Here is a 17,689-nt window from a genome sequence, read left to right as displayed (position 1 = left end):
GCTAATAGAATAAACTAAATTAATAGTAAAGGAGCTTATTTTATGGATACGATTCGTTCTTCGCAACTGTTATTGCCGAAAGTTTTTCGGGTCTTATTTCTTTCACTGCTCGTATCGCTGGTCGGCTTCTTAATCGGTCAGGTTGTTCCGCCTGTACTGGCTATGCCGCTGTATATAGTGGAAATTGGACTTCTGATTGCACTGCTCTTTTTACGAAAAAAGAAATCGATCGGCTACACGCTGATGTACAGCTTTATGTTCGTATCCGGCTTGACGATGTATTTCGTCATTGTGAGCTATATTAGCATGCTGGGCGCTTCACTGGTATTGCAAGGTCTTGGCGTTGCGATTCTTGCATTTGGCGGTACGGCGCTTTACGCGATTAAGTCGAAGCAGGATTTTTCATTCCTCGGCGGCTTCTTGTTCGCTTCCACTATTGTACTTGTACTGATGACACTCGTCGGCTTGTTCCTCCCCTTCTCGGGTACAACAGAGCTGATGGTATCCGGCTTCGGTATTTTGATCTTCATCGGTTGGACGCTGTTTGACTTCTCGCGTCTTACTCGTCAAGGCTTTAGCGATGAGGACATTCCGATGATCGTCGTGAGCATTTATCTTGACTTCGTGAATCTGTTTCTGTTCATTCTGCGTTTCCTTGGTGCTAGCCGAGACTAAGGACGTGATTTTCAAGGAAGAGCGATCAGCGCTGCTGGTCGCTTTTTTTGAAACGCACCGCGCCGCCAAAGGACGGCGACAGCCGTTTCACCTTGTTTGATTCTGTCATCCGGGTGGACAGGAGCCGCATTTTTCGATTTAATAGAAGGATGGACGTTTGGTAAAGGTGGTAAGAACAAGCTAATGGCGAAATCAAAATATTATGTCGTTTGGGTAGGCAAGCAAGCAGGCGTATTCGCAACATGGAAGGAATGCCAGGAGCAGGTGAATGGCGTTCAGGATGCGAAATATAAGTCCTTTGAATCCAAGGCGCTGGCGGAGGCCGCTTTCAAGGAGGGCTGGCGCAGCCACTGGGGCAAGGGGAAAAGCACGGCAGGCGGCGCAAGCAGCAGCTCGGGCGGTTTTAAGAAAACGGCTTCCAAGCCGCAAGAGTCCGGAGAAATCGATTATGACAGCATCTCTGTAGATGTCGGTACGCGGGGCAATCCGGGTCCAGTGGAGTACAAGGGAGTCGATACGCAGACAGGCGAAATTTTATTTTATGTAGGGCCGATTCCGAATGGTACGAACAATCTCGGTGAATTTATCGCCGTTGTGCATGCACTTGCCTATTTGAAGCAGAAGGGCAGCGAGAGAACGGTATACAGCGACTCCAGAACGGCACTCAGCTGGCTGCGTAATAAGAAGGTCGCATCGACCCTCGTAAGAGATGCCTCTACAGCAAAAATTTGGGCGCTGACAGACGAAGCGGAGAGATGGCTCAAGACGAACACCTATCCGAATAAAGTGCTCAAATGGAACACTGAGGAATGGGGAGAAATTAAAGCAGATTTTGGGAGAAAATAACGTTATACATAGAGAGGGGACTACGCGGTGTTTCAGCAGTTGAACAATGATTGGGCAGCTAAGCTGCAATTTGAATTTGAACAGCCCTACTTCAAGAAATTAGAAGTTTTCTTGACGGAGCAATACAGCACCAAAACCGTTTATCCGAAGCAGGAGGATGTGTTTAATGCGCTTAATTACACGTCTTATGAAGGAACGCGGGTCGTTATTTTAGGACAGGATCCTTATCATGGAGAAGGCCAGGCGCATGGCCTGAGCTTCTCCGTGCAGCCAGGAGTTGCGGTTCCAAGGTCGCTGGGCAACATATATAAGGAGCTTCATGCAGACTTGGGCTGCCCGATTCCATCCCATGGCTCGCTGCGAGCTTGGGCAGAGCAGGGGGTGCTGCTGCTAAATACGGTGCTGACAGTGGAAGCGGCCGCAGCCAACTCGCATAAGAAGAAGGGCTGGGAAACCTTCACTGACCGCATCATTACTGCGCTTAATGAACGCGAGCGTCCGGTCGTATTCATTTTATGGGGAAATCCCGCCCAGAAGAAGCTGGAGCTCATTGACACGGACAAGCATAAAATCATTACGTCCGTACATCCTAGTCCATTGTCTGCCCGTGGCGGATTTTTCGGCAGCAAGCCGTTCTCGCAAGCAAATGGTTATCTGAACGAGCTGGGAGAGCGAGAAATCGATTGGAGTATACCGGCATTATAATTTTTCAAGCTGTATAACCGCATTCATTCACAAACCAAAAGCCGCTGAACTTGCGTAATGGCTTACGCGTAGTTCAGCGGCTTTTTAAAATGGTTTTAGCTGAAGCTCTTCAGCTTCAATTATTAGGAAGCGACAGACGTATTGCTGCCCGCAGGAGCAGCAGCGGAGCTGCCTGAAACGGCATTAGCGGCTGTTGGAAGAACGGGCTTGAATTTAGCATCTACATAAGTTGTAACCTGTACTTCTGTAATCACTTGGGGATACATTTGATCGGGTTTAGGCTCCGTGCGCTCTAACTTAATAGTGGCTTGGTCGCCATCAAACGTGATGCCGGAAATTTGAATGCCATAGCCTGGATGAGGCACCGTTGCTGTTACCGTCACTTTATTGACTTCAGCATTGACTGGCGTAACGGTCAATCTTGCATCTGTGAAAGGGTTATCCGTTGGCTCATTTCCCGTAGCAGGTGCTTCATTTTCCTTCATTTCCTTCATAAATGCAATTCCATCATGCAGCCATGCCGCAGCATCACTGCGTTTAATGGAAGCCGTTGGGTAAAAATTTTGCTTTGCGTCAAGCGTTGCGATTTTGCTGAGGAGCAGCTTTTGGATATTGCCCATAAAATCTGGATTTACATCGGCCTCATCATTAAGCATCACATACATTTCAATCATGGCATAAGTCACTTTATTGTCAATCGCTTTGAACAAATGCTGCGCGAATTGCTCGCGAGTCATCACGTCATTTGCTTTCACATCTTTAGCTACACCAAGATCGTAGAAATGGGCGATGATGAAAGCTTGGGAGTACCATTTGTCATCTTTAATATTCGTATAATAGTCGGCTGCCAGCGGCTGCTTAATGAAACGAATATGATCGAAGTTAAGCTCAAGTCCTTTGACAATCATGGAGATTCCTTCTGCATAAGTCAGTTTGCCCTGCGGGCGGAAATTGCCGTCTTTGTCCCCGGAAATAATGCCTTGCTGCTGGAGCGCTTCAATTTTTTTGGCATTCGGGTCATTTTTGACATCGTTGAAGGCCCAGGCACTTTGTCCGATTGTCAGCATCATCATGGTCAAGATAAGGGTTAACAGTAGTGGTTTTTTCTTCATTTCCAGTCACCTCTTTATTTTTTTCGCTTTCTTATATCATCCCAGACGTTGCTATTTCTTTTATTGTTGCAGAACGAAGTAAAATCGATTCATTTGTTCGCTTATAGGCTAATTAGCAAGCGTACTATTTTCTGTCCAACATGAAAAAACGGGAAGGATTGACCTTCCCGCTCCACACTTGCCTATCCTATACTTTAATATCTAGTAGGCTGCCGACATTTGGATTTACACTGAGCTCCATCATTTTGATAAGTCCTTGTGCCTGCACTTGCATTTGGTCTTGGCCAATATCCAGCATGCGAACCGATACAGCCGTGCCGAGTGATGCTTGACTAAGTGACGTTGATAATGCTGCTATATCCATTATTCACCACCTCCACCTTTATTATCGGCAAGCATGGCGGAGGGATGAATACAATTAGGCAAAAAAATAACCCGCATCGCTGCGGGTCACAACCATATATGTCGAAAAGAGAGTAAAGTCAGTATGCGCCTCGCACCTTAAATAGAAATGAAACGAAGCTGATTTTTAGCTTAATGCTTTTTTTCTATGATATAAATGGCCATTCACGCACGCATCTTTAAGCAAAAAAAAGAACCCGCCGGAAGGCGAGTCGTCAAGGATTAACTATATAAATAGTGGGGGGTCATGTGATTAGTATAGGCAGCCAACCTTAAAATAAAATGAATGCCAACTGATAACAACATTAAATTTATATTTCAAGGCCATCTGATCATTTTTTTTGAAAATAGGCAAAAAAGTAGCCCGCTATTCAAGCGGGCCCAAAAATATATTAAAAGGGAGTATGTTGCTAGTATGGATTAACCATCTGAAACTGCACTGAAACGAAGCTGAAAATAAAATAAAAAAAGCTCCCATTGTGTCCGGGAAGCCTTGGCGTTTCCTTATTCTTTTTTCTCCTCTTTGACAATGACTTCATCTGGCGCATCGAACGGTACGCGATCTTCTTCATAATACATGGGTGAATCACCTCCTGCTTAAAGTCAGTATGCACCTGTTTAATTATCTGGGAATGAACGTAATGTAAACGGAAAATTAAAAAAAGAAGCAGCGGCACCCGTCCATCGAGGCAAATACCCATTTTGCCTGAAAGCCCAACCCTTTTTGGCTTTTGACCATATGATGCTGTGTACCTTAAAAAAAGGAGATGAGCAACGAAATGGGATATGAAGTAGGAAATGTAGGAGTAGGTCCAGGATACGGTGGCTGCGGAAATAAAGTAGGCGGTGCTTTCACAAGCCCAGGCGCTATTCTTGTACTGTTCATTCTATTGGTTATCATCATTTGCTCCTGTATGTGGTAATAGAAGCGGCTTAGTTCCATCCTGACCTAATCAGTATTTCCTTAACCATGCGTTCTAAGTTAAAAATAGAGAAGAAGCATCCCCTTGCCATGTTATGGCAGGGGGATGTTTTTTTGCCTAATTTCATAATCTCCATGACAAATGCTTTGAAGAAAGGGTATGATTTAAAGATGGGTTGAAAAAGGCATGAGTTAAATGAAGGTCATGTACTAAAACATAGAATGGAGACGGAAGTAATGGCAAAGAAACCAAAGCGCCCGACAAGGGATGAGTTTGAATTGGAGGAGCTCGGAGAGCGCCTGGTTGAAGCGTATCAAGAGGGTATTGAGCTGCTTTTTGAGGTGTGGAACTGGGAAGAACCCGTTGCGGGGCTAATTGTAAAAATGGATTCCCGGACGAGGCTGGTGCACGTAGCGAAAGGTGAAGAAATTACTAAAATTCCGTTCATGGATATTATGAAGGTGAACAATAACGCAAGCTAGCCGAAGCGGCAGATGCTCCTTGTTTTTGACGAATAAAGTCTAGTTTTGTTGGGAAATGTCATTAAAATGCTAGAAAAGAAGTATCGAAAGTGCTAGCAAATATTCCTCCTCACCACTTAGAATGGACTCTACTGGTAGATTTAGGGTTTCAAAAATGTGGAGGAGGTTTCTGTTATGAAAAAAAAGCACGGTGTAGTCAAATTTGGAATCGTTTGTCTTGCGATGTTCGTTTTGTACCCGGCGGTGCAGGCGTTTGCAGCTTGGAACGATGTGCGTACAAGCTATGCGACGTATACAGGCTCAGGATATTCGGGCGGTGCAGTACTGCTTGATCCGATTAATCCGAATATGGAAATTACGGCCTTAAATCCGACTGATATGAATTACAATGGGGTCAAAGCGGCGCTTGCGGGCGCTTACTTGGAGGTTACGGGGCCTAAGGGCAAAACGGTCGTCTATGTCACCGATTTATACCCGGAAGGCGCTCCGGGAGCGCTTGACTTGTCGCCAAACGCTTTTGCTAAAATTGGGGAAATGTCGGCAGGCACAATCAATATTTCATGGAAAGTCGTGAAAGCGCCGATAACCGGAAATTTTTCGTACCGGGTGAAGGAAGGCAGCAGCCAGTGGTGGGCGGCGATTCAAGTGCGCAATCATTTTTATCCGGTCATGAAAATGGAATATAAGAAGGCTGGCGCGTGGATCAATCTGGAGAAAATGGACTATAACCATTTCTTGGGCACGAACATGGGGACAAGCCCGCTGCAGGTTCGGATAACCGATATTCGCGGGAAAGCGGTTCTGGATACGATTCCCGCACTTCCAGCAAACGGTACATCAGGCGCTTATATAGTTCCGGGAAATGTTCAATTCCCGAGCTGAAATGGAGCATAGGCTGAAAACAAAAAGCTTCATTCTCCGGTTGATTGGAGGACGAAGCTTTTTTTGAAGCTCAAAAAAAATAATAGCAAAATGGTTGACTTTTCCGCTCAAGCTTGGTATATTAATAAACGTCGCTAATATACGATCTGTTAGCTCAGCTGGGAGAGCACTATCTTGACAGGGTAGGGGTCAGTGGTTCGAGCCCACTACAGATCATACAAAGAAAAAGCCTGAGAAGCCGCATTATATATGGTTTCTTGGGTTTTTTCAATTTTTTGCTTACTGTCAGTGAAAAGCGATCTGGGGACGGATTCTTTGCTAATTGATTTTATAAGACTATTCAGGATCAATCTTGTGTACTTTTTCTAGAAAATTTATCGAATTTATTCGCTGTGCGTTGTCTAACTTTTTTGGTGATATGCATGTAAGTGTCAGCTGAGGTCGATAACCTGGCATGCCCTAGTCTACGCTGAATCACAATGAGAAGGGAATCAAAGTTAGCTGCATCATCTTCGCCATCTTCTAAAATTAGAGTACCTGAACTGTGTCGTAGCCCGTGAAATTTAATAAATCGACTCGTAATCTCCAAGTGTTTTCTCCTCTCTTTTCGATGCTACCTTTTGCCATTTCATTCCCCTCAACAGAACGTATGTTCTTTTTTGTCTATAAGAAACCGCCTCGCAGCGGTGGAAGCGCAAGATCATAGAGTGTTATGCATTTTTTTTGCTATTTATTTTACTTCTTCTTACTTTCCCAAAAAAGAACTGTTAGAAATTCTTTTGCTTTAAGTTTGTCTTCCTTACTTATTGGCGCGCCATCAAATAGCACTTCACCATCAGCTTCTAACAACCTTTTTAAATCAAAAATGTCGTTTTCTGTTGCCCAAGAAGGGGCTTGAATTTGTTCCTCGCGTCCTAAAAGGTAATCCGTAGAAGTCCCGAGAATTTCCGCTAGGGTGTCTAAATCTTTGCTAGTAGGCGTTACTCTGTCATTTTCGATGTGCCCGAAATTGGAATTGCCCATCCCTAACTTATCCGCAATTTGTTTTTGTGTAAGATTGAGGGATTTTCTTAAAACTTTAATACGGCTTCCTAGTGACATAATAACTTTACATCCTTCCGAAATAAATTGTATTAAAAATACTGTTGACTGTATTTGAAATACAATGCATGATGATCACAACGAATAAACAAGGTGGTGACAAATTGAAAAGAGTCGAACTCAAAAAAGCTAGGGTTGATGAGGGGTTGACTCAAGAAGCACTGGCTTCTGAGTTATCAGTACATGTTGATCATATCCGAAGCTTAGAATACGGTCGTATAAATCCAAGTGTTAAACTAATGAATAGAATTTGCGACCGACTAAAAGGCGAGCCGAGAGTCTTATTTCCTGATCTATAAAACAGTATTATTAATACGACAAATTCATAATACTGTATTTAAAATAGGATGTAAAGGTGTGCTTATTTTTTTGCCTATAAAATGTATTTAAAATACGATTTAGGGGGCTGTAAGCTGGGTATTTCAATTGAGTTATCCATAAGAACAATCATTTCGGAAGAAGTGGCGGCAGCTGAACGGAGAATCCGAGAAAGTCTTAGTATGAAAGCGGCTGAAACATTGACGTTAAGAGAGGATGATTGGAAGCGGGAACAAGAAGATAACTACAAACCATAGTAATCATAAGAGGAGGAACATTCATTATGTCAGATAGCAATGAAAAAGCCACCGTTGCAGCGGCGGCAGATGATTTAAGTGTTGATACTCGAAATACTTGGTCTTCTAGGTAGTAATGGGACGAATGTAAGAGAGAGGAGAAAAGCATGTATGAGTGAAACGAAAAAAGAATCAGTTTCAAAATTGGAGACTGATATAAATATTGTAACTGACATCATTTTTTAGATCCTTGTAGGAGACGTAACGGATGGAGTTACGGATTTGGTGAATGATGCATTTCTGAATCTCGGTGTTCGGATAGCAGGCGGAGATGGCCTGGGAGAAGCCTGTGAGGTTATCCACACAGGTGATCAGAGTGTCCTGTACACCACGGTTTTTAAGCTCGTTTAATACACTGAGCCAAAATTTAGCGGACTCGTGCTCCCCAATCCACATGCCTAATACGTCCTTGTTGTCATCTAAATCGATGCCAATGACCATGTAGGCTGCCTTATTCACAATGGCGCCGTCTTGCTTCACTTTGTAATGAATCGCATCCATAAATACGACTGCGTAGATGCCTTGCAGCGGCCGATTCTGCCATTCTTTAATGAGGGGGACGATTTTGTTCGTCACGTTTGAAATCATGGTTGGTGAGACGTCTATTCCGTACAAATGATGGAGGTGATCTTGAATATCCCTCGTACTGACACCTTTCGCGTACATCGCGATGATTTGGTCTTCAATACCGGTGACGGTGGACTGATGCTTCTTTACAATAACGGGCTCAAACTCACCATGACGATCACGAGGCACGGCTATCTCCATTTCGCCGTACTCGCTCGTTACCGTCTTTTTCGTTTTCCCGGTACAACTATTACGTGTCGCTTTGCTTTTCACATCATGCTTCTCATAGCCCAGCTCCGTGTCGAGCTCAGCCTCTAGCATGGATTGCAGCGTCTCTGCAAATAGCTCCTTCAAGGCCGACTGCACATCTTCCATCGTTTTGAGGTTGTTTTCCTTCACAAATGCCTTCACTTGTTCCTTATTGAATCTCGCCATCGGTGCCATCCTCTCAAACCAGCCTTTCTTCTATTGTAATAGGGTTTGAGAGTTTACACAGAATATTTTACAGACTCGGAAATTGGGTTTAAAACGATTAGGATTGCTTACCATGTCGTTCTATTTTCTGTTTTTCCTTTTCCCAGAGGGCTTTTATACAAAACAACAAGGGTCAATACGCGTGTTGCCCAATGCACCCATACTTCTAATTTTAAATTAAAACCGCCGGGTGCTCCCGACTCTTCACTGTAATAGCTATATCCATCACTACGAGTTGGATCAACATTGATTGTTCTATGACCAACCTCCTGTCCTAAAACGAACAATGAAGCCTTAACCTCTTCGACGTCACCTTCAAATTCGACATAAACTCCAGGTACACCTGGTACATCGACGTCTACCTTTGGCATTTTATCACTCCTTGTATTTGGTCGTTCTTTCTTATTCTTACCAAGCCTGAAAAAATAATGTGTTTGTTCAAAACACCAATATAAGGGGCATCGCTCCAGAAGTGTAGCTAGATTGTTTTAAGCCCTATAGCTCCATACAGCATAGAAACGAGGTGAGAGTTTTGGTAATTCAGGCTTTAATCGACGAAGGAGCAATATTCTTCTGCAGCCATAGCGGCGGTAAGGATAGTCAAGCCATGTACGACCACCTAAAGGTCATAGTTCCTGCCCATCAGATTGTCGTGGTCCATGCTGATCTGGGCTGCGTGGAGTGGCAGGGGGTTCAAGATCATATCCTTGAAAACACAAGCCATGAGGTATTTGTAGTTAAAGCAAATAAAGATTTTCTTGAAATGGTCGATGCCCGCGGTATGTGGCCGTCAGCTAAACACAGGCAATGTACCAGCGATTTAAAACGGGCGCCGATTATGAAGTTTATCAGGCACTATCTCAAGGACCGTGGTCTTAAAATCGCCGTCAACTGCATGGGTATTCGGGCTGCTGAATCAACGGCCAGAGCGAAGAAGGAGCCGTTCCGCTATAACGCTGCTGAGAGCTGTGGACACCGCGACGTGTGGGACTGGATGCCGATTTTCGAATGGAAGACAGCAGAGGTATTCCAAGCAATTGCGGATGCTGGACAAAAGCCTTTCTGGGCTTACGCTGTTGGCAATGAGCGTTTGTCGTGCGTGTTTTGCATCATGGGTAGTAAAAACGACCTGCAGCACGGGGCTATAGCTCCATACAGAGAGGAGGACAAGCAATGATCATACAGGGCGACAACATCATTGTAGTGCCTGTTATGGAGGCAGGGCAGTTTCAGGTATGCGTCACGTCGCCTCCGTATTGGGGGCTGCGGGATTATGGTATACCGCCGAGCGATTGGCCGGAAGTGACTTATACTCCCATGCCCGGCTTGCCTGCGGTGACGGTACCAGTACCAGCATGGCGCGGTTGTCTAGGGCTGGATCCTACGCCGGAAATGTTTGTGGCTCATACGGTGCATGTATTTCGGGAAGTATGGCGCCTGTTGCGGGACGATGGGACACTGTGGCTTAATTACGGTGATAGTTATGCATCTAGGCCTAATAGCGCCGATCAGAATTGGCCAGACCCAGCAAATCCCAAAAAGGGCGGCTCGCGCTGCCGAGTTTCTGTTAATAAGGGTATTAAGCCAAAAGATTTAATAGGCATACCGTGAAGTGTGGCATTCGCGCTCCAAGCAGACGGCTGGTATCTCAGAATGGACAACATTTGGCATAAGCCTAACTGCATGCCGGAGAGCGTCAGGGATCGCCCTACAAAGGCTCATGAATACGTGTTCCTCATGTCAAAATCGGAAAAATATTACTACAACGCCGAAGCGATTAAGGAACCAATGGCAGCATCTAGCATTGTGGGATTGTCACAGGATTTCGAGGGGCAAGCTGGATCAAATCGCGCAAACGGAGGCGCCAAAACGAACGGGACCATGAAGGCAGTAGGTGCGGCATACAGTTTTGCTCGAAAGGTTAATGAAGGAGACGTGCCTGGTAAGAGCAAGCAGCATAGAGAAGATAGAGTAGATGTGAAGTATTTTGGCTTCCGGAATAAACGCTCCGTGTGGAACAGGCAGCTCGGTTAGCGACAAGGTATTTGATCCATTCGGCGGGAGTGGCATGAGTTTAGAAGTGGTGCATAAACACAGGCGAAAATGTACGATCATCGAGATCGGGCCGCAATACGTGGAAATAGCTGAACGCCGGACGGCTAACGTTCAGCAGATGCTGCAATTATAACCCCCTATAGAGGGGAAAGGAGCAAGCTTAAAATGATAGTCCGGATCGAGTATGTAAGAGCGCTTGTATGAGCAAGCACTCCACAAGCTTAGCAATGAGGTTTCTTTTTCCAATGCTTCTTTCCGATAATAAGAATTTTTTGACCAGGTTTAACAAATATAACTTTAACCTTTTTCTTTTTGGCATATTCGTATCCCATTCAAATCATCTCCTTTCCGTCAATTAATCTATTATATTCAAAGTTTAATTGATTCGATTGTGCATTTGATATATTGGGTAAAATTGGGGTTTTAGCTGTGGAGGTGGAGCACAAAATGAAAGCTATTACAATCATACAGCCATGGGCGACACTAATCGCGATTGGTGCCAAGCAATACGAAACGCGCGGTTGGCCGACAAAACATCGGGGGGCACTAGCAATTCATGCTGGAAGCCAGAAGTCAATTTTGGTTGGTATGAGGAAGGCCGTTACGCATGGGAGCTTACAGAGGTTCGGCGGCTTGCAGGGCCGATAGCAGCCAAGGGGCAGCAGGGGCTTTGGAATTGGGATGATCAAGCTAAAGGATACTGATGGGCCGTAAAATCTATATCCGACAGAAGCTATATTACTTTTTCGAGAGCATATCTGACGTCGAGCTGGTATTCGCGATGTACGAGGACGTGGACGGCGATATCCATTACCGACGTACCGATTACGACACGGACAAGCATACGATGCCAGCGAGTCATTTTTATAATCAGTTCAGGCGAGAGTCAGGCTAACAGGTACTAGGAGGGCTGATCATGACGGAAGGCAATAAATTTGTGAACTGCCTTTTATGCGACGGAGCAGGCGTTTTGTACGAACTGGACAATACAGCATTTGAATGTCCGGTATGCGAAGGTGAGGGCGGAGAATTCGAGAATTACCGCCAACTCAACGATACAACACAATGAATAATGAAGTGCATAGAGGAGGGTAAAAAAAGAAAAGCAGCCATTATTGGCCGCTCAAGAAGGGTGCATCTGATGCATAGCAAGGAAATGCTTTTCAACTTCACTTAGATGTTTTCTATATTCGCCTCCATAGTAAACGTGTAACGGATGATCTATATATTCATATTTATCAGCAAGCATCTTATACGTAGAGGCTAATTTCAAATGATGTTCCCATGCCATCCTATTATCCAAATCGTTACCATCCTTTTCAAGTGTGTAGGCAATAACAATGTATGTTAACGCCCTAAGTGAGGTGACAAATGGGAGGGAACGACAGATGAACAGGCAGGAAACTTTGAAAAAGTTAGATCGCATCACGGATATGAGTGACAAGGAAATATTAGAAAATGCGGCGTGGATTAGAGACGTAGCGAGCAAAGCCCACATGCATATAAACGTAAAGTCGGGCACGGTTAAAACGAATGACGTTCATGGATATGCGAAAAAAGTATACCCGCAGGTCTATGAAGTCGACGGAAATGACCATTTATCTGAAAAGAAAGATCCTGCTTTATGAAAGCAGGATCGATAAAATTAAGCATTTACTGGCTCAGGTCTTTTTAATTGGAGCGGAGGGGGAATTAGCCAACCTTTTTCTTTATTCATTTCCAAAATACGAACAGCAATACCTGTCTTCGAGAGATGATATTTAGCGAATAATGCACCAATATCTTCCCTTAACGATTGCGTCATAGCTTGGCTGCATGCAACGATTCCTGCAGCCGTGTCTGCGGAGATAGCAGCAGCAATCTCGGGATCAGTGAATCTCGCACCAACTGGGATATCCTCAAGTTTAACTGGTGGTCTTTCCGCTAATAAAGGAGCAGGCGCAATCCCATTGTTAGTAAGTAATTCGTCCAGTTCTCTGATCTCAAGCTTCGCTTGGTCGATAAGTGCATCCAAGATTTTCTTGAGGTCCTTGTCGCCGGCATGGTTCATGAACGCTTGGTAACATGACACGATTCCTTTTGCTACCATTGAAGCTTGCCACACACCGTAGATTTCACCATAGTGCATAGGTTCGTCTTTTGGATTACCGCTTAAAATGCCCATTTAATTTGCTCCTTTTCATTCCTTGATTTTTACTGAATTAATTTGCTCAGAGATCAGATAAATATGCAATTCTGCGTATATTTTGATTTTTGAAATTACTTCTAGCTGAGGCTGCCAAACATACAGAACCCCTGGTTTTAAGCAGGGGTTTTTGGAAAAATTATTTGGTTAATTATTTAGGTGCGTTCCCGATCACGGCTTCTTAAACCAAACAGTCCGGCCAAGCCAAGCAATCCGAGCCAGCCCCAATCAAAATCATTATCATCAGTCGTGGCATTTGTTCGGTAGTTGTTCGCGTTAAGATTTGTGTTACCTTCTGTATTATTGTTTGTTCCATAGCTGTTCATCTGGCTGTTGTTTGTTGCATGGGAAAGGCTTGGCGTTCCTTGCGCAAAGGCAGGAATAGACAGTGCAGATGACAGAATTACTAAGGTGAATAGCAACGGGAATAATTTTTTCATTACATTAATCGCTCCTTGTTTTGAATTTATCACGAGTATATGTTTCCCTACGGGGAAAATAAATATTCTGTTCTCGATAAAAAATCATTATGATCTAGATGCGAAAAAAAGCCTATAGAATCAGCCTTCCGAAATGGATTGAAGAATACAGAAATACATGGGAGGGAACGACAGTGCCAGAAGAGTTTGGAATTGGCGATATCGTCACATGCCCGCATTGTAAAAGAGATTATGTCATCGAATTGGGTTGGGGTTTTATGTGGTCGACAGAGAGTCAATAGAGGTCATCGGCAACATACACGACAATCCCGAGCTACTGGAGGCGAGCAGCCAGGTACGCGCAGGGGCATTGAGCGGCGCAGCGTGTATCAAAATACCGTGCTGCTGGACCCGATGATTATGCAGAGCTTTGCGAATCCGGTTAATAGTCGGAGCGGATCGTCACTCACTGAGGATGAGAAAAAGGCGCTGGAGGAAGTATTGGAGATTAAGCCCACAGGAGAGTGAATGTTATGTAATGGCTCATGGGCATGTGATACCGCATCAACAGATTGCACGGATGCTCAAACTCTCCGAAAGTAGTGTTTCAACCTATATAAAGAGAGCTCATGAAAAAGTGTCAAAAGGCTGGGAAGGTACATTATTTTGAAAGGGGCGTTTATACTATGCCAGAAGAATATACAAGCACAGAACAATATCCATCCGTGCTAGTGGCATCCGACATACAAAAGATACTCGGGATTGGCGAGAGGCAAACTTACGATTTGATGAACTCGGGACAATACCATGTATTGAGGATCGGGAGAATGAAGAAAGTTTCGAAAAGTGTATTCCTTAGATGGATGGAAGGAGAGGCTAAATTTTAATATAGGAGGCCCACCCCAATAATCACTATTTTCCCTTTAATATCAAGGCATCACACCATTAAAAAATTGGCGCGAAAGTTGGTGCCGCAATAGTGAAAAGTAGGGGTGGGAACAGGAAGACAAAGACTATTAACAAATGAGGGAAATGCAATGCCAACAAGCTCTAGGAGGTCAAAGGAAGCTATGGTAATACCTTGTCACTATCTTGACAGGGTAGGGGTCAGTGGTTCGAGCCCACTACAGATCATACAGTAAAGAAGGTCCGAGAATCCTTTTATAACAAGGGTTTTCGGTCTTTTTTTGTTTCTGATTAATATTTGCATCATGCCGTATAAAATTTTCAAAAGCTACGCATCCTATCGATTGAATGCCGAGTGGCGGGCGGTAATTGCCGCTCACAATCCGAAGGAGGCGAGCTTTGAATGAGCACGAATGAAATGACTGGCGGGGAAAGAGAACATATTGTAGCGGTACAGAAAAATGGCGACGGTGACCTGACGAGTTTTAAAACATCATCGGGCCGTGTACTGGATTACCAGACGGCGCTGCAAGAGGTGCAGGCAGGGCAGATCGCTGGCGTGAATGCTTTCAAAGGCAGAGATGGTGAAACGTATATCCGTGGCGACGCGGACGGCGATCCTACAAACAATTTGGACCAGCTTCCGATGTTTTAAACGGCAAGCCTGAGCTAAGCATAGCCAGCAGCAAGAAGAGCCTGACGCGAAAAAACGTCAGGCTCTTTTTGTTATGGTTGCTGATCATTTCTGCGACTACCTACACCGTATAAATCTCACGCTGCTGTACGAAGCGCATTTTCCCCGTATGGCCTATGTAATTTTCCATCGTATCCCCGTAATGCATGAGCCACACCTTCTCCTGCAGCAGCTCTGGCAGTGTCAGCAGCTCGTCGAGACAGGCATGTACAACACCGGGCGCAATCAGCTGGCAGTCGTGAAAAATCGTATCGACGCCATCCTCAACAAGCTGCTCCAGCAACGCTTGACTGAATTTCATATCTGCCGAATAAAAAAATTGCTGATTGAAAATAAACGAATAGCTGTCTTTCCCCACAATATGCTCGGTTTGAAGCAGCTTCACCTTCAAGCCCGGATGCAGCTCATGCTGTACGCCTTCCTCGAGCCGTCTCACTTCAAAGAAGTCATTAATGGATTGAAGCGGTCCCTGCGTCAGCCCGCCGCGCAGCGTCTGCTCCCACAGCGGCTCTACTAGCGAGGAGGCGATGTACAGCACCGGCTTTTTTCCATAGAGAAACATCATCTGAAAAGCATATTCCTCCAGCCCGCCCACATGGTCGCCATGAATATGGCTGATCAGCACAGCATCCAGCTCATCGAACGAACGATTCGTCTCGTGCAGCGCCTTAGGCAGCGTAATGCCGCAATCGACCAGCAGCTTGTATCCAGGCACCTCAATTAACGCATTGTTATTATCATATTTCTTGGCAAAAGCACTCCCAGTTCCGATCATTTGTATATTCATTGGAACACCCCCGTCATAGAAATCATCTCGCTACATCCAATGTATCAAATGAATGGCAAACTGACAAATAGAGATACCCTTTGCTGGGTAGCTACATATAATGCATGAGCAAGAACCGGCAGGGAGGACAGAGCATCAATGAGCAAAGGAAAAGGCAAAAACGTTAAGAAGAAACAACCGTCAGGTGAACGGAAACAGTACCACTACAAATTGGTGCTATCCCCAGTCTGCGAAGTGTGTCCGACACCTTGTGCAAGGGGACTCGCGTATTTGGACCGAATGTCTGAGCCGGGCGCAGTTGGAAAAGGGGTTCCTTGCGTGCTCACCCGTACGTATCATTAACCCGAATATTTCCCAGGCAACCGCACATTTCTACAATTTTTTTCGCACGGGCATGCTGCTTAAATCCCTGTAAATGATCGTCTGAAAAAAGGGAGAGCACCCGCCTATGCTGGAGACAAAATATAGCGCTGGTACAGGGCAGAAAAAGTTTCTGTAACAGCGCAACTCTATTCATTTTGAAGAGTATAACCATATATCCAGACAAAGCGGATGGAGGGTACTCATCTATGAAATTCAGAAAAGTAGCGGTTTTGCTGCTGGCGCTTTTTTTATGCAGCAGTACCTTAATGATTGCGAGTGCAGCATCGCAGACTGTTAAGGTTCTCCTGAATGGCAGCGAGCTTGAAGATGGCGGCATTATGGTGGATGGCAAGACTTACCTGCCGATTCGGGAAATAGCCAATAGCCTGCAAACCATCGTCAATTGGGATGGGCAGAATAAGAAGGCAACCTTAACGAGACCGAATGTACATATTGTACTTATGCAGGATAGCAAGCTGTTTGGCAATGTGACGAAGGGCAACTCATATACGTTCAGCGTATTGTCGCAGGTCGACAATTTGAAGACGGATATTGCCGCGGTTAAAGTATCTATATTTGATCCGTATGGCAGCGAGAAGGTTATTCAGACACAGACCGATAAGATTACGAAGGATAACTTCTGGTATCGGACGGAAGACATGAAGTATAACTTCGAGTATTCGGGAAAATATGCGGTGAGATTTTTCCTGAAAACGAGCTCGTCCGACGATTGGACGCTCGTCTCGGAGAAGCTGATTTCTTCGCAATAACGGCAATGGCCCGCGTTTCTTCCAAGTGGAGGAAACGCGGGCTTTTTCGAAATATAAGAAATTATTAGTTTCAAGCTTATAATTTCTTATATTTCACCCTCGAAACGGTAGCTTTGCCTCCGGATGACGGCGACAGCCGTTTACGCTTGTTTGACCGCTGCTAGGACTCATGGTACGATACACAGGTATGGATAATTGACTGAAATGGGGTAAAACAATGACTGAGCATAATCATGGCGCAGATTGCGGTTGCGGAGAAGACCATGAACATGAAGAAAGTGTATTTATTGTAACGGACGATGAGGGCCAAGAACGCGAAATGGTCATGGTTTATACGTTTGAATCCGAAAACAACGCTTATGCGGTATTGTTGGATCGCAATGATCCTGAAGCAGACGGCGTTATTTTCCGCATCGAGGAAGAGAACGACGAGGCATTCCTCGTTGGTATCGAAGACGATGAAGAATGGGATCGCGTAACGAAGATTTATGAAGAAATCGCCGTTACTGAAAACGCAGCAAAAGAAGAGTAGATTTCTCGCTCTTTACGCTGCTCTACCAAGCCATCATGCAGCTAAGCTTTGCATGCAAAAGACACCTGCGTCACCAAGGGCGAATGCTCCTGGGACAGCAGGTGTCTTTTGTTCAAATATAGGAAAGGATATTTCTCGGAGTGAAACGCTCCGCGCCGCCAAAGGACGGCGTCAGCTGTTTCACCTTGAAATATA

Annotated in this window: 26 protein-coding genes, 1 tRNA gene and 1 pseudogene; 20 read left to right on the top strand and 8 right to left on the bottom strand. The window is 44.9% G+C overall.

Going from position 1 to position 17,689, the window contains the following annotated elements:
• Window positions 1-42: 42 nt before the first annotated feature.
• The 3 genes from AC50Y5_RS30150 to AC50Y5_RS30140 all read left to right on the top strand — a co-directional run bounded on the left by AC50Y5_RS30150 (window position 43) and on the right by AC50Y5_RS30140 (window position 2,226).
• Window positions 43-675 (top strand): Bax inhibitor-1/YccA family protein, encoded by a 633-nt coding sequence (locus tag AC50Y5_RS30150; protein ID WP_494865175.1) that lies wholly within the window; start codon window positions 43-45, stop codon window positions 673-675.
• 183 nt (window positions 676-858) lie between these two features.
• Window positions 859-1,521, top strand: coding sequence for a ribonuclease H (gene rnhA / locus AC50Y5_RS30145; protein WP_056038823.1), 663 nt, complete (start codon window positions 859-861; stop codon window positions 1,519-1,521).
• 27 nt (window positions 1,522-1,548) lie between these two features.
• Window positions 1,549-2,226, top strand: a complete 678-nt coding sequence (locus AC50Y5_RS30140; RefSeq protein ID WP_056038819.1) for a uracil-DNA glycosylase — start codon at window positions 1,549-1,551, stop codon at window positions 2,224-2,226.
• 122 nt (window positions 2,227-2,348) lie between these two features.
• Here AC50Y5_RS30140 and AC50Y5_RS30135 read toward each other — a convergent pair whose 3' ends face one another.
• Both AC50Y5_RS30135 and AC50Y5_RS30130 read right to left on the bottom strand, forming a co-directional pair.
• Window positions 2,349-3,338, bottom strand: coding sequence for an S-layer homology domain-containing protein (locus tag AC50Y5_RS30135; protein ID WP_056038816.1), 990 nt, complete (start codon window positions 3,336-3,338; stop codon window positions 2,349-2,351).
• Between the two features lie 187 nt (window positions 3,339-3,525).
• The gene (locus tag AC50Y5_RS30130) at window positions 3,526-3,702 is read right to left on the bottom strand and encodes a YjfB family protein (RefSeq protein WP_081418938.1); all 177 of its coding nucleotides are present in this window, start codon (window positions 3,700-3,702) and stop codon (window positions 3,526-3,528) included.
• 1,197 nt (window positions 3,703-4,899) lie between these two features.
• Between AC50Y5_RS30130 and AC50Y5_RS30125 the strand changes: the two genes are divergently transcribed.
• The 3 genes from AC50Y5_RS30125 to AC50Y5_RS30115 all read left to right on the top strand — a co-directional run bounded on the left by AC50Y5_RS30125 (window position 4,900) and on the right by AC50Y5_RS30115 (window position 6,243).
• Window positions 4,900-5,145 (top strand): YolD-like family protein, encoded by a 246-nt coding sequence (locus tag AC50Y5_RS30125; RefSeq protein ID WP_046230532.1) that lies wholly within the window; start codon window positions 4,900-4,902, stop codon window positions 5,143-5,145.
• Between the two features lie 222 nt (window positions 5,146-5,367).
• Window positions 5,368-6,027 carry an expansin ExlX gene (gene exlX / locus AC50Y5_RS30120; RefSeq protein WP_442952545.1) on the top strand — a complete coding sequence of 220 codons (660 nt, stop codon included), beginning with the start codon at window positions 5,368-5,370 and terminating at the stop codon, window positions 6,025-6,027.
• 143 nt (window positions 6,028-6,170) lie between these two features.
• Window positions 6,171-6,243: transfer RNA gene (locus AC50Y5_RS30115), tRNA-Val, on the top strand.
• A gap of 519 nt (window positions 6,244-6,762) precedes the next feature.
• Here the strand turns inward: AC50Y5_RS30115 and AC50Y5_RS30110 are convergent.
• Window positions 6,763-7,128, bottom strand: coding sequence for a helix-turn-helix domain-containing protein (locus AC50Y5_RS30110; protein ID WP_494865168.1), 366 nt, complete (start codon window positions 7,126-7,128; stop codon window positions 6,763-6,765).
• 68 nt (window positions 7,129-7,196) lie between these two features.
• Here AC50Y5_RS30110 and AC50Y5_RS30105 point away from each other — a divergent pair, with 68 nt between their 5' ends.
• Window positions 7,197-7,427: a helix-turn-helix transcriptional regulator gene (locus tag AC50Y5_RS30105; protein WP_494865163.1), complete on the top strand. Its 231-nt coding sequence runs from the start codon at window positions 7,197-7,199 to the stop codon at window positions 7,425-7,427.
• A 495-nt stretch (window positions 7,428-7,922) separates the two neighbouring features.
• On the opposite strand, the pseudogene AC50Y5_RS30100 reads toward AC50Y5_RS30105, so the two are convergent.
• Both AC50Y5_RS30100 and AC50Y5_RS30095 read right to left on the bottom strand, forming a co-directional pair.
• Window positions 7,923-8,744 (bottom strand): annotated as a pseudogene (locus tag AC50Y5_RS30100) (IS256 family transposase); the annotation flags it as partial.
• Window positions 8,745-8,851: 107 nt separating this feature from the next.
• Window positions 8,852-9,154 carry a hypothetical protein gene (locus AC50Y5_RS30095; protein WP_494865161.1) on the bottom strand — a complete coding sequence of 101 codons (303 nt, stop codon included), beginning with the start codon at window positions 9,152-9,154 and terminating at the stop codon, window positions 8,852-8,854.
• A 161-nt stretch (window positions 9,155-9,315) separates the two neighbouring features.
• Between AC50Y5_RS30095 and AC50Y5_RS30090 the strand changes: the two genes are divergently transcribed.
• The 7 genes from AC50Y5_RS30090 to AC50Y5_RS30060 all read left to right on the top strand — a co-directional run bounded on the left by AC50Y5_RS30090 (window position 9,316) and on the right by AC50Y5_RS30060 (window position 12,466).
• On the top strand, window positions 9,316-9,960 hold the full coding sequence (locus tag AC50Y5_RS30090) for a phosphoadenosine phosphosulfate reductase domain-containing protein (RefSeq protein WP_494865159.1): 645 nt from the start codon (window positions 9,316-9,318) through the stop codon (window positions 9,958-9,960).
• Window positions 9,957-10,394: a hypothetical protein gene (locus tag AC50Y5_RS30085; RefSeq protein ID WP_494865155.1), complete on the top strand. Its 438-nt coding sequence runs from the start codon at window positions 9,957-9,959 to the stop codon at window positions 10,392-10,394. Before AC50Y5_RS30090 ends, AC50Y5_RS30085 begins: the two co-directional genes overlap by 4 nt.
• A gap of 42 nt (window positions 10,395-10,436) precedes the next feature.
• Window positions 10,437-10,817: a DNA methyltransferase gene (locus AC50Y5_RS30080; protein WP_494865150.1), complete on the top strand. Its 381-nt coding sequence runs from the start codon at window positions 10,437-10,439 to the stop codon at window positions 10,815-10,817.
• Between the two features lie 34 nt (window positions 10,818-10,851).
• On the top strand, window positions 10,852-10,971 hold the full coding sequence (locus tag AC50Y5_RS30075) for a hypothetical protein (protein ID WP_494865148.1): 120 nt from the start codon (window positions 10,852-10,854) through the stop codon (window positions 10,969-10,971).
• Between the two features lie 314 nt (window positions 10,972-11,285).
• Window positions 11,286-11,486 carry an ASCH domain-containing protein gene (locus AC50Y5_RS30070; RefSeq protein ID WP_494865146.1) on the top strand — a complete coding sequence of 67 codons (201 nt, stop codon included), beginning with the start codon at window positions 11,286-11,288 and terminating at the stop codon, window positions 11,484-11,486.
• Between the two features lie 268 nt (window positions 11,487-11,754).
• Window positions 11,755-11,907 (top strand): hypothetical protein, encoded by a 153-nt coding sequence (locus AC50Y5_RS30065; RefSeq protein ID WP_155973320.1) that lies wholly within the window; start codon window positions 11,755-11,757, stop codon window positions 11,905-11,907.
• Between the two features lie 319 nt (window positions 11,908-12,226).
• Window positions 12,227-12,466 carry a hypothetical protein gene (locus AC50Y5_RS30060; RefSeq protein ID WP_494865144.1) on the top strand — a complete coding sequence of 80 codons (240 nt, stop codon included), beginning with the start codon at window positions 12,227-12,229 and terminating at the stop codon, window positions 12,464-12,466.
• 17 nt (window positions 12,467-12,483) lie between these two features.
• On the opposite strand, the gene AC50Y5_RS30055 is transcribed toward AC50Y5_RS30060, so the two are convergent.
• Entirely contained in the window at window positions 12,484-13,002 is a 519-nt protein-coding gene (locus AC50Y5_RS30055; RefSeq protein ID WP_494865142.1) for a DUF3231 family protein, read from the bottom strand.
• A 176-nt stretch (window positions 13,003-13,178) separates the two neighbouring features.
• Window positions 13,179-13,463 (bottom strand): WGxxGxxG family protein, encoded by a 285-nt coding sequence (locus tag AC50Y5_RS30050; protein WP_056038785.1) that lies wholly within the window; start codon window positions 13,461-13,463, stop codon window positions 13,179-13,181.
• Between the two features lie 192 nt (window positions 13,464-13,655).
• Here AC50Y5_RS30050 and AC50Y5_RS30045 point away from each other — a divergent pair, with 192 nt between their 5' ends.
• The 3 genes from AC50Y5_RS30045 (at window position 13,656) to AC50Y5_RS30035 (ending at window position 15,003) form a co-directional block, all read left to right on the top strand.
• Window positions 13,656-13,970: a hypothetical protein gene (locus tag AC50Y5_RS30045; protein ID WP_494865230.1), complete on the top strand. Its 315-nt coding sequence runs from the start codon at window positions 13,656-13,658 to the stop codon at window positions 13,968-13,970.
• Window positions 13,918-14,112, top strand: a complete 195-nt coding sequence (locus AC50Y5_RS30040; protein ID WP_494865139.1) for a sigma factor-like helix-turn-helix DNA-binding protein — start codon at window positions 13,918-13,920, stop codon at window positions 14,110-14,112. The genes AC50Y5_RS30045 and AC50Y5_RS30040 overlap by 53 nt, the downstream gene beginning before the upstream one ends.
• A 654-nt stretch (window positions 14,113-14,766) precedes the next feature.
• A complete protein-coding gene (locus AC50Y5_RS30035; protein WP_056039108.1) occupies window positions 14,767-15,003 on the top strand; it encodes a DUF3892 domain-containing protein in 237 nt (78 codons plus the stop codon).
• Between the two features lie 100 nt (window positions 15,004-15,103).
• Here the strand turns inward: AC50Y5_RS30035 and AC50Y5_RS30030 are convergent, their stop codons facing one another.
• Entirely contained in the window at window positions 15,104-15,829 is a 726-nt protein-coding gene (locus tag AC50Y5_RS30030) for an MBL fold metallo-hydrolase (protein ID WP_494865137.1), read from the bottom strand.
• 138 nt (window positions 15,830-15,967) lie between these two features.
• Here AC50Y5_RS30030 and AC50Y5_RS30025 point away from each other — a divergent pair, with 138 nt between their 5' ends.
• The 3 genes from AC50Y5_RS30025 (at window position 15,968) to AC50Y5_RS30015 (ending at window position 17,494) form a co-directional block, all read left to right on the top strand.
• Window positions 15,968-16,171 (top strand): hypothetical protein, encoded by a 204-nt coding sequence (locus AC50Y5_RS30025; protein WP_081418934.1) that lies wholly within the window; start codon window positions 15,968-15,970, stop codon window positions 16,169-16,171.
• Between the two features lie 227 nt (window positions 16,172-16,398).
• On the top strand, window positions 16,399-16,962 hold the full coding sequence (locus AC50Y5_RS30020; RefSeq protein ID WP_056038776.1) for a stalk domain-containing protein: 564 nt from the start codon (window positions 16,399-16,401) through the stop codon (window positions 16,960-16,962).
• Between the two features lie 217 nt (window positions 16,963-17,179).
• A complete protein-coding gene (locus tag AC50Y5_RS30015) occupies window positions 17,180-17,494 on the top strand; it encodes a DUF1292 domain-containing protein (protein ID WP_056038772.1) in 315 nt (104 codons plus the stop codon).
• Window positions 17,495-17,689: the final 195 nt, after the last annotated feature.

The organism is Paenibacillus sp. JT22N7, assembly GCF_059383875.1.
The sequence above is the reverse complement of the archived record's forward strand: the minus strand, read 5'-3'. Positions and strand labels throughout refer to the sequence as shown.

Bases quoted from the DNA above. Each gene is read 5' to 3' on its own strand.
- AC50Y5_RS30150 (WP_494865175.1), top strand. From the start codon at position 43: ATGGATACGATTCGTTCTTCGCAACTGTTATTGCCGAAAGTTTTTCGG.
- rnhA (WP_056038823.1), top strand. From the start codon at position 859: ATGGCGAAATCAAAATATTATGTCGTTTGGGTAGGCAAGCAAGCAGGC.
- AC50Y5_RS30135 (WP_056038816.1), bottom strand. From the start codon at position 3,338: ATGAAGAAAAAACCACTACTGTTAACCCTTATCTTGACCATGATGATG.
- AC50Y5_RS30130 (WP_081418938.1), bottom strand. From the start codon at position 3,702: ATGGATATAGCAGCATTATCAACGTCACTTAGTCAAGCATCACTCGGC.
- AC50Y5_RS30125 (WP_046230532.1), top strand. From the start codon at position 4,900: ATGGCAAAGAAACCAAAGCGCCCGACAAGGGATGAGTTTGAATTGGAG.
- exlX (WP_442952545.1), top strand. From the start codon at position 5,368: ATGTTCGTTTTGTACCCGGCGGTGCAGGCGTTTGCAGCTTGGAACGAT.
- AC50Y5_RS30110 (WP_494865168.1), bottom strand. From the start codon at position 7,128: ATGTCACTAGGAAGCCGTATTAAAGTTTTAAGAAAATCCCTCAATCTT.
- AC50Y5_RS30105 (WP_494865163.1), top strand. From the start codon at position 7,197: ATGATGATCACAACGAATAAACAAGGTGGTGACAAATTGAAAAGAGTC.
- AC50Y5_RS30095 (WP_494865161.1), bottom strand. From the start codon at position 9,154: ATGCCAAAGGTAGACGTCGATGTACCAGGTGTACCTGGAGTTTATGTC.
- AC50Y5_RS30085 (WP_494865155.1), top strand. From the start codon at position 9,957: ATGATCATACAGGGCGACAACATCATTGTAGTGCCTGTTATGGAGGCA.
- AC50Y5_RS30080 (WP_494865150.1), top strand. From the start codon at position 10,437: ATGGACAACATTTGGCATAAGCCTAACTGCATGCCGGAGAGCGTCAGG.
- AC50Y5_RS30075 (WP_494865148.1), top strand. From the start codon at position 10,852: ATGAGTTTAGAAGTGGTGCATAAACACAGGCGAAAATGTACGATCATC.
- AC50Y5_RS30070 (WP_494865146.1), top strand. From the start codon at position 11,286: ATGAAAGCTATTACAATCATACAGCCATGGGCGACACTAATCGCGATT.
- AC50Y5_RS30065 (WP_155973320.1), top strand. From the start codon at position 11,755: ATGACGGAAGGCAATAAATTTGTGAACTGCCTTTTATGCGACGGAGCA.
- AC50Y5_RS30060 (WP_494865144.1), top strand. From the start codon at position 12,227: ATGAACAGGCAGGAAACTTTGAAAAAGTTAGATCGCATCACGGATATG.
- AC50Y5_RS30055 (WP_494865142.1), bottom strand. From the start codon at position 13,002: ATGGGCATTTTAAGCGGTAATCCAAAAGACGAACCTATGCACTATGGT.
- AC50Y5_RS30050 (WP_056038785.1), bottom strand. From the start codon at position 13,463: ATGAAAAAATTATTCCCGTTGCTATTCACCTTAGTAATTCTGTCATCT.
- AC50Y5_RS30040 (WP_494865139.1), top strand. From the start codon at position 13,918: ATGAGAAAAAGGCGCTGGAGGAAGTATTGGAGATTAAGCCCACAGGAG.
- AC50Y5_RS30035 (WP_056039108.1), top strand. From the start codon at position 14,767: ATGACTGGCGGGGAAAGAGAACATATTGTAGCGGTACAGAAAAATGGC.
- AC50Y5_RS30030 (WP_494865137.1), bottom strand. From the start codon at position 15,829: ATGAATATACAAATGATCGGAACTGGGAGTGCTTTTGCCAAGAAATAT.
- AC50Y5_RS30025 (WP_081418934.1), top strand. From the start codon at position 15,968: ATGAGCAAAGGAAAAGGCAAAAACGTTAAGAAGAAACAACCGTCAGGT.
- AC50Y5_RS30020 (WP_056038776.1), top strand. From the start codon at position 16,399: ATGAAATTCAGAAAAGTAGCGGTTTTGCTGCTGGCGCTTTTTTTATGC.
- AC50Y5_RS30015 (WP_056038772.1), top strand. From the start codon at position 17,180: ATGACTGAGCATAATCATGGCGCAGATTGCGGTTGCGGAGAAGACCAT.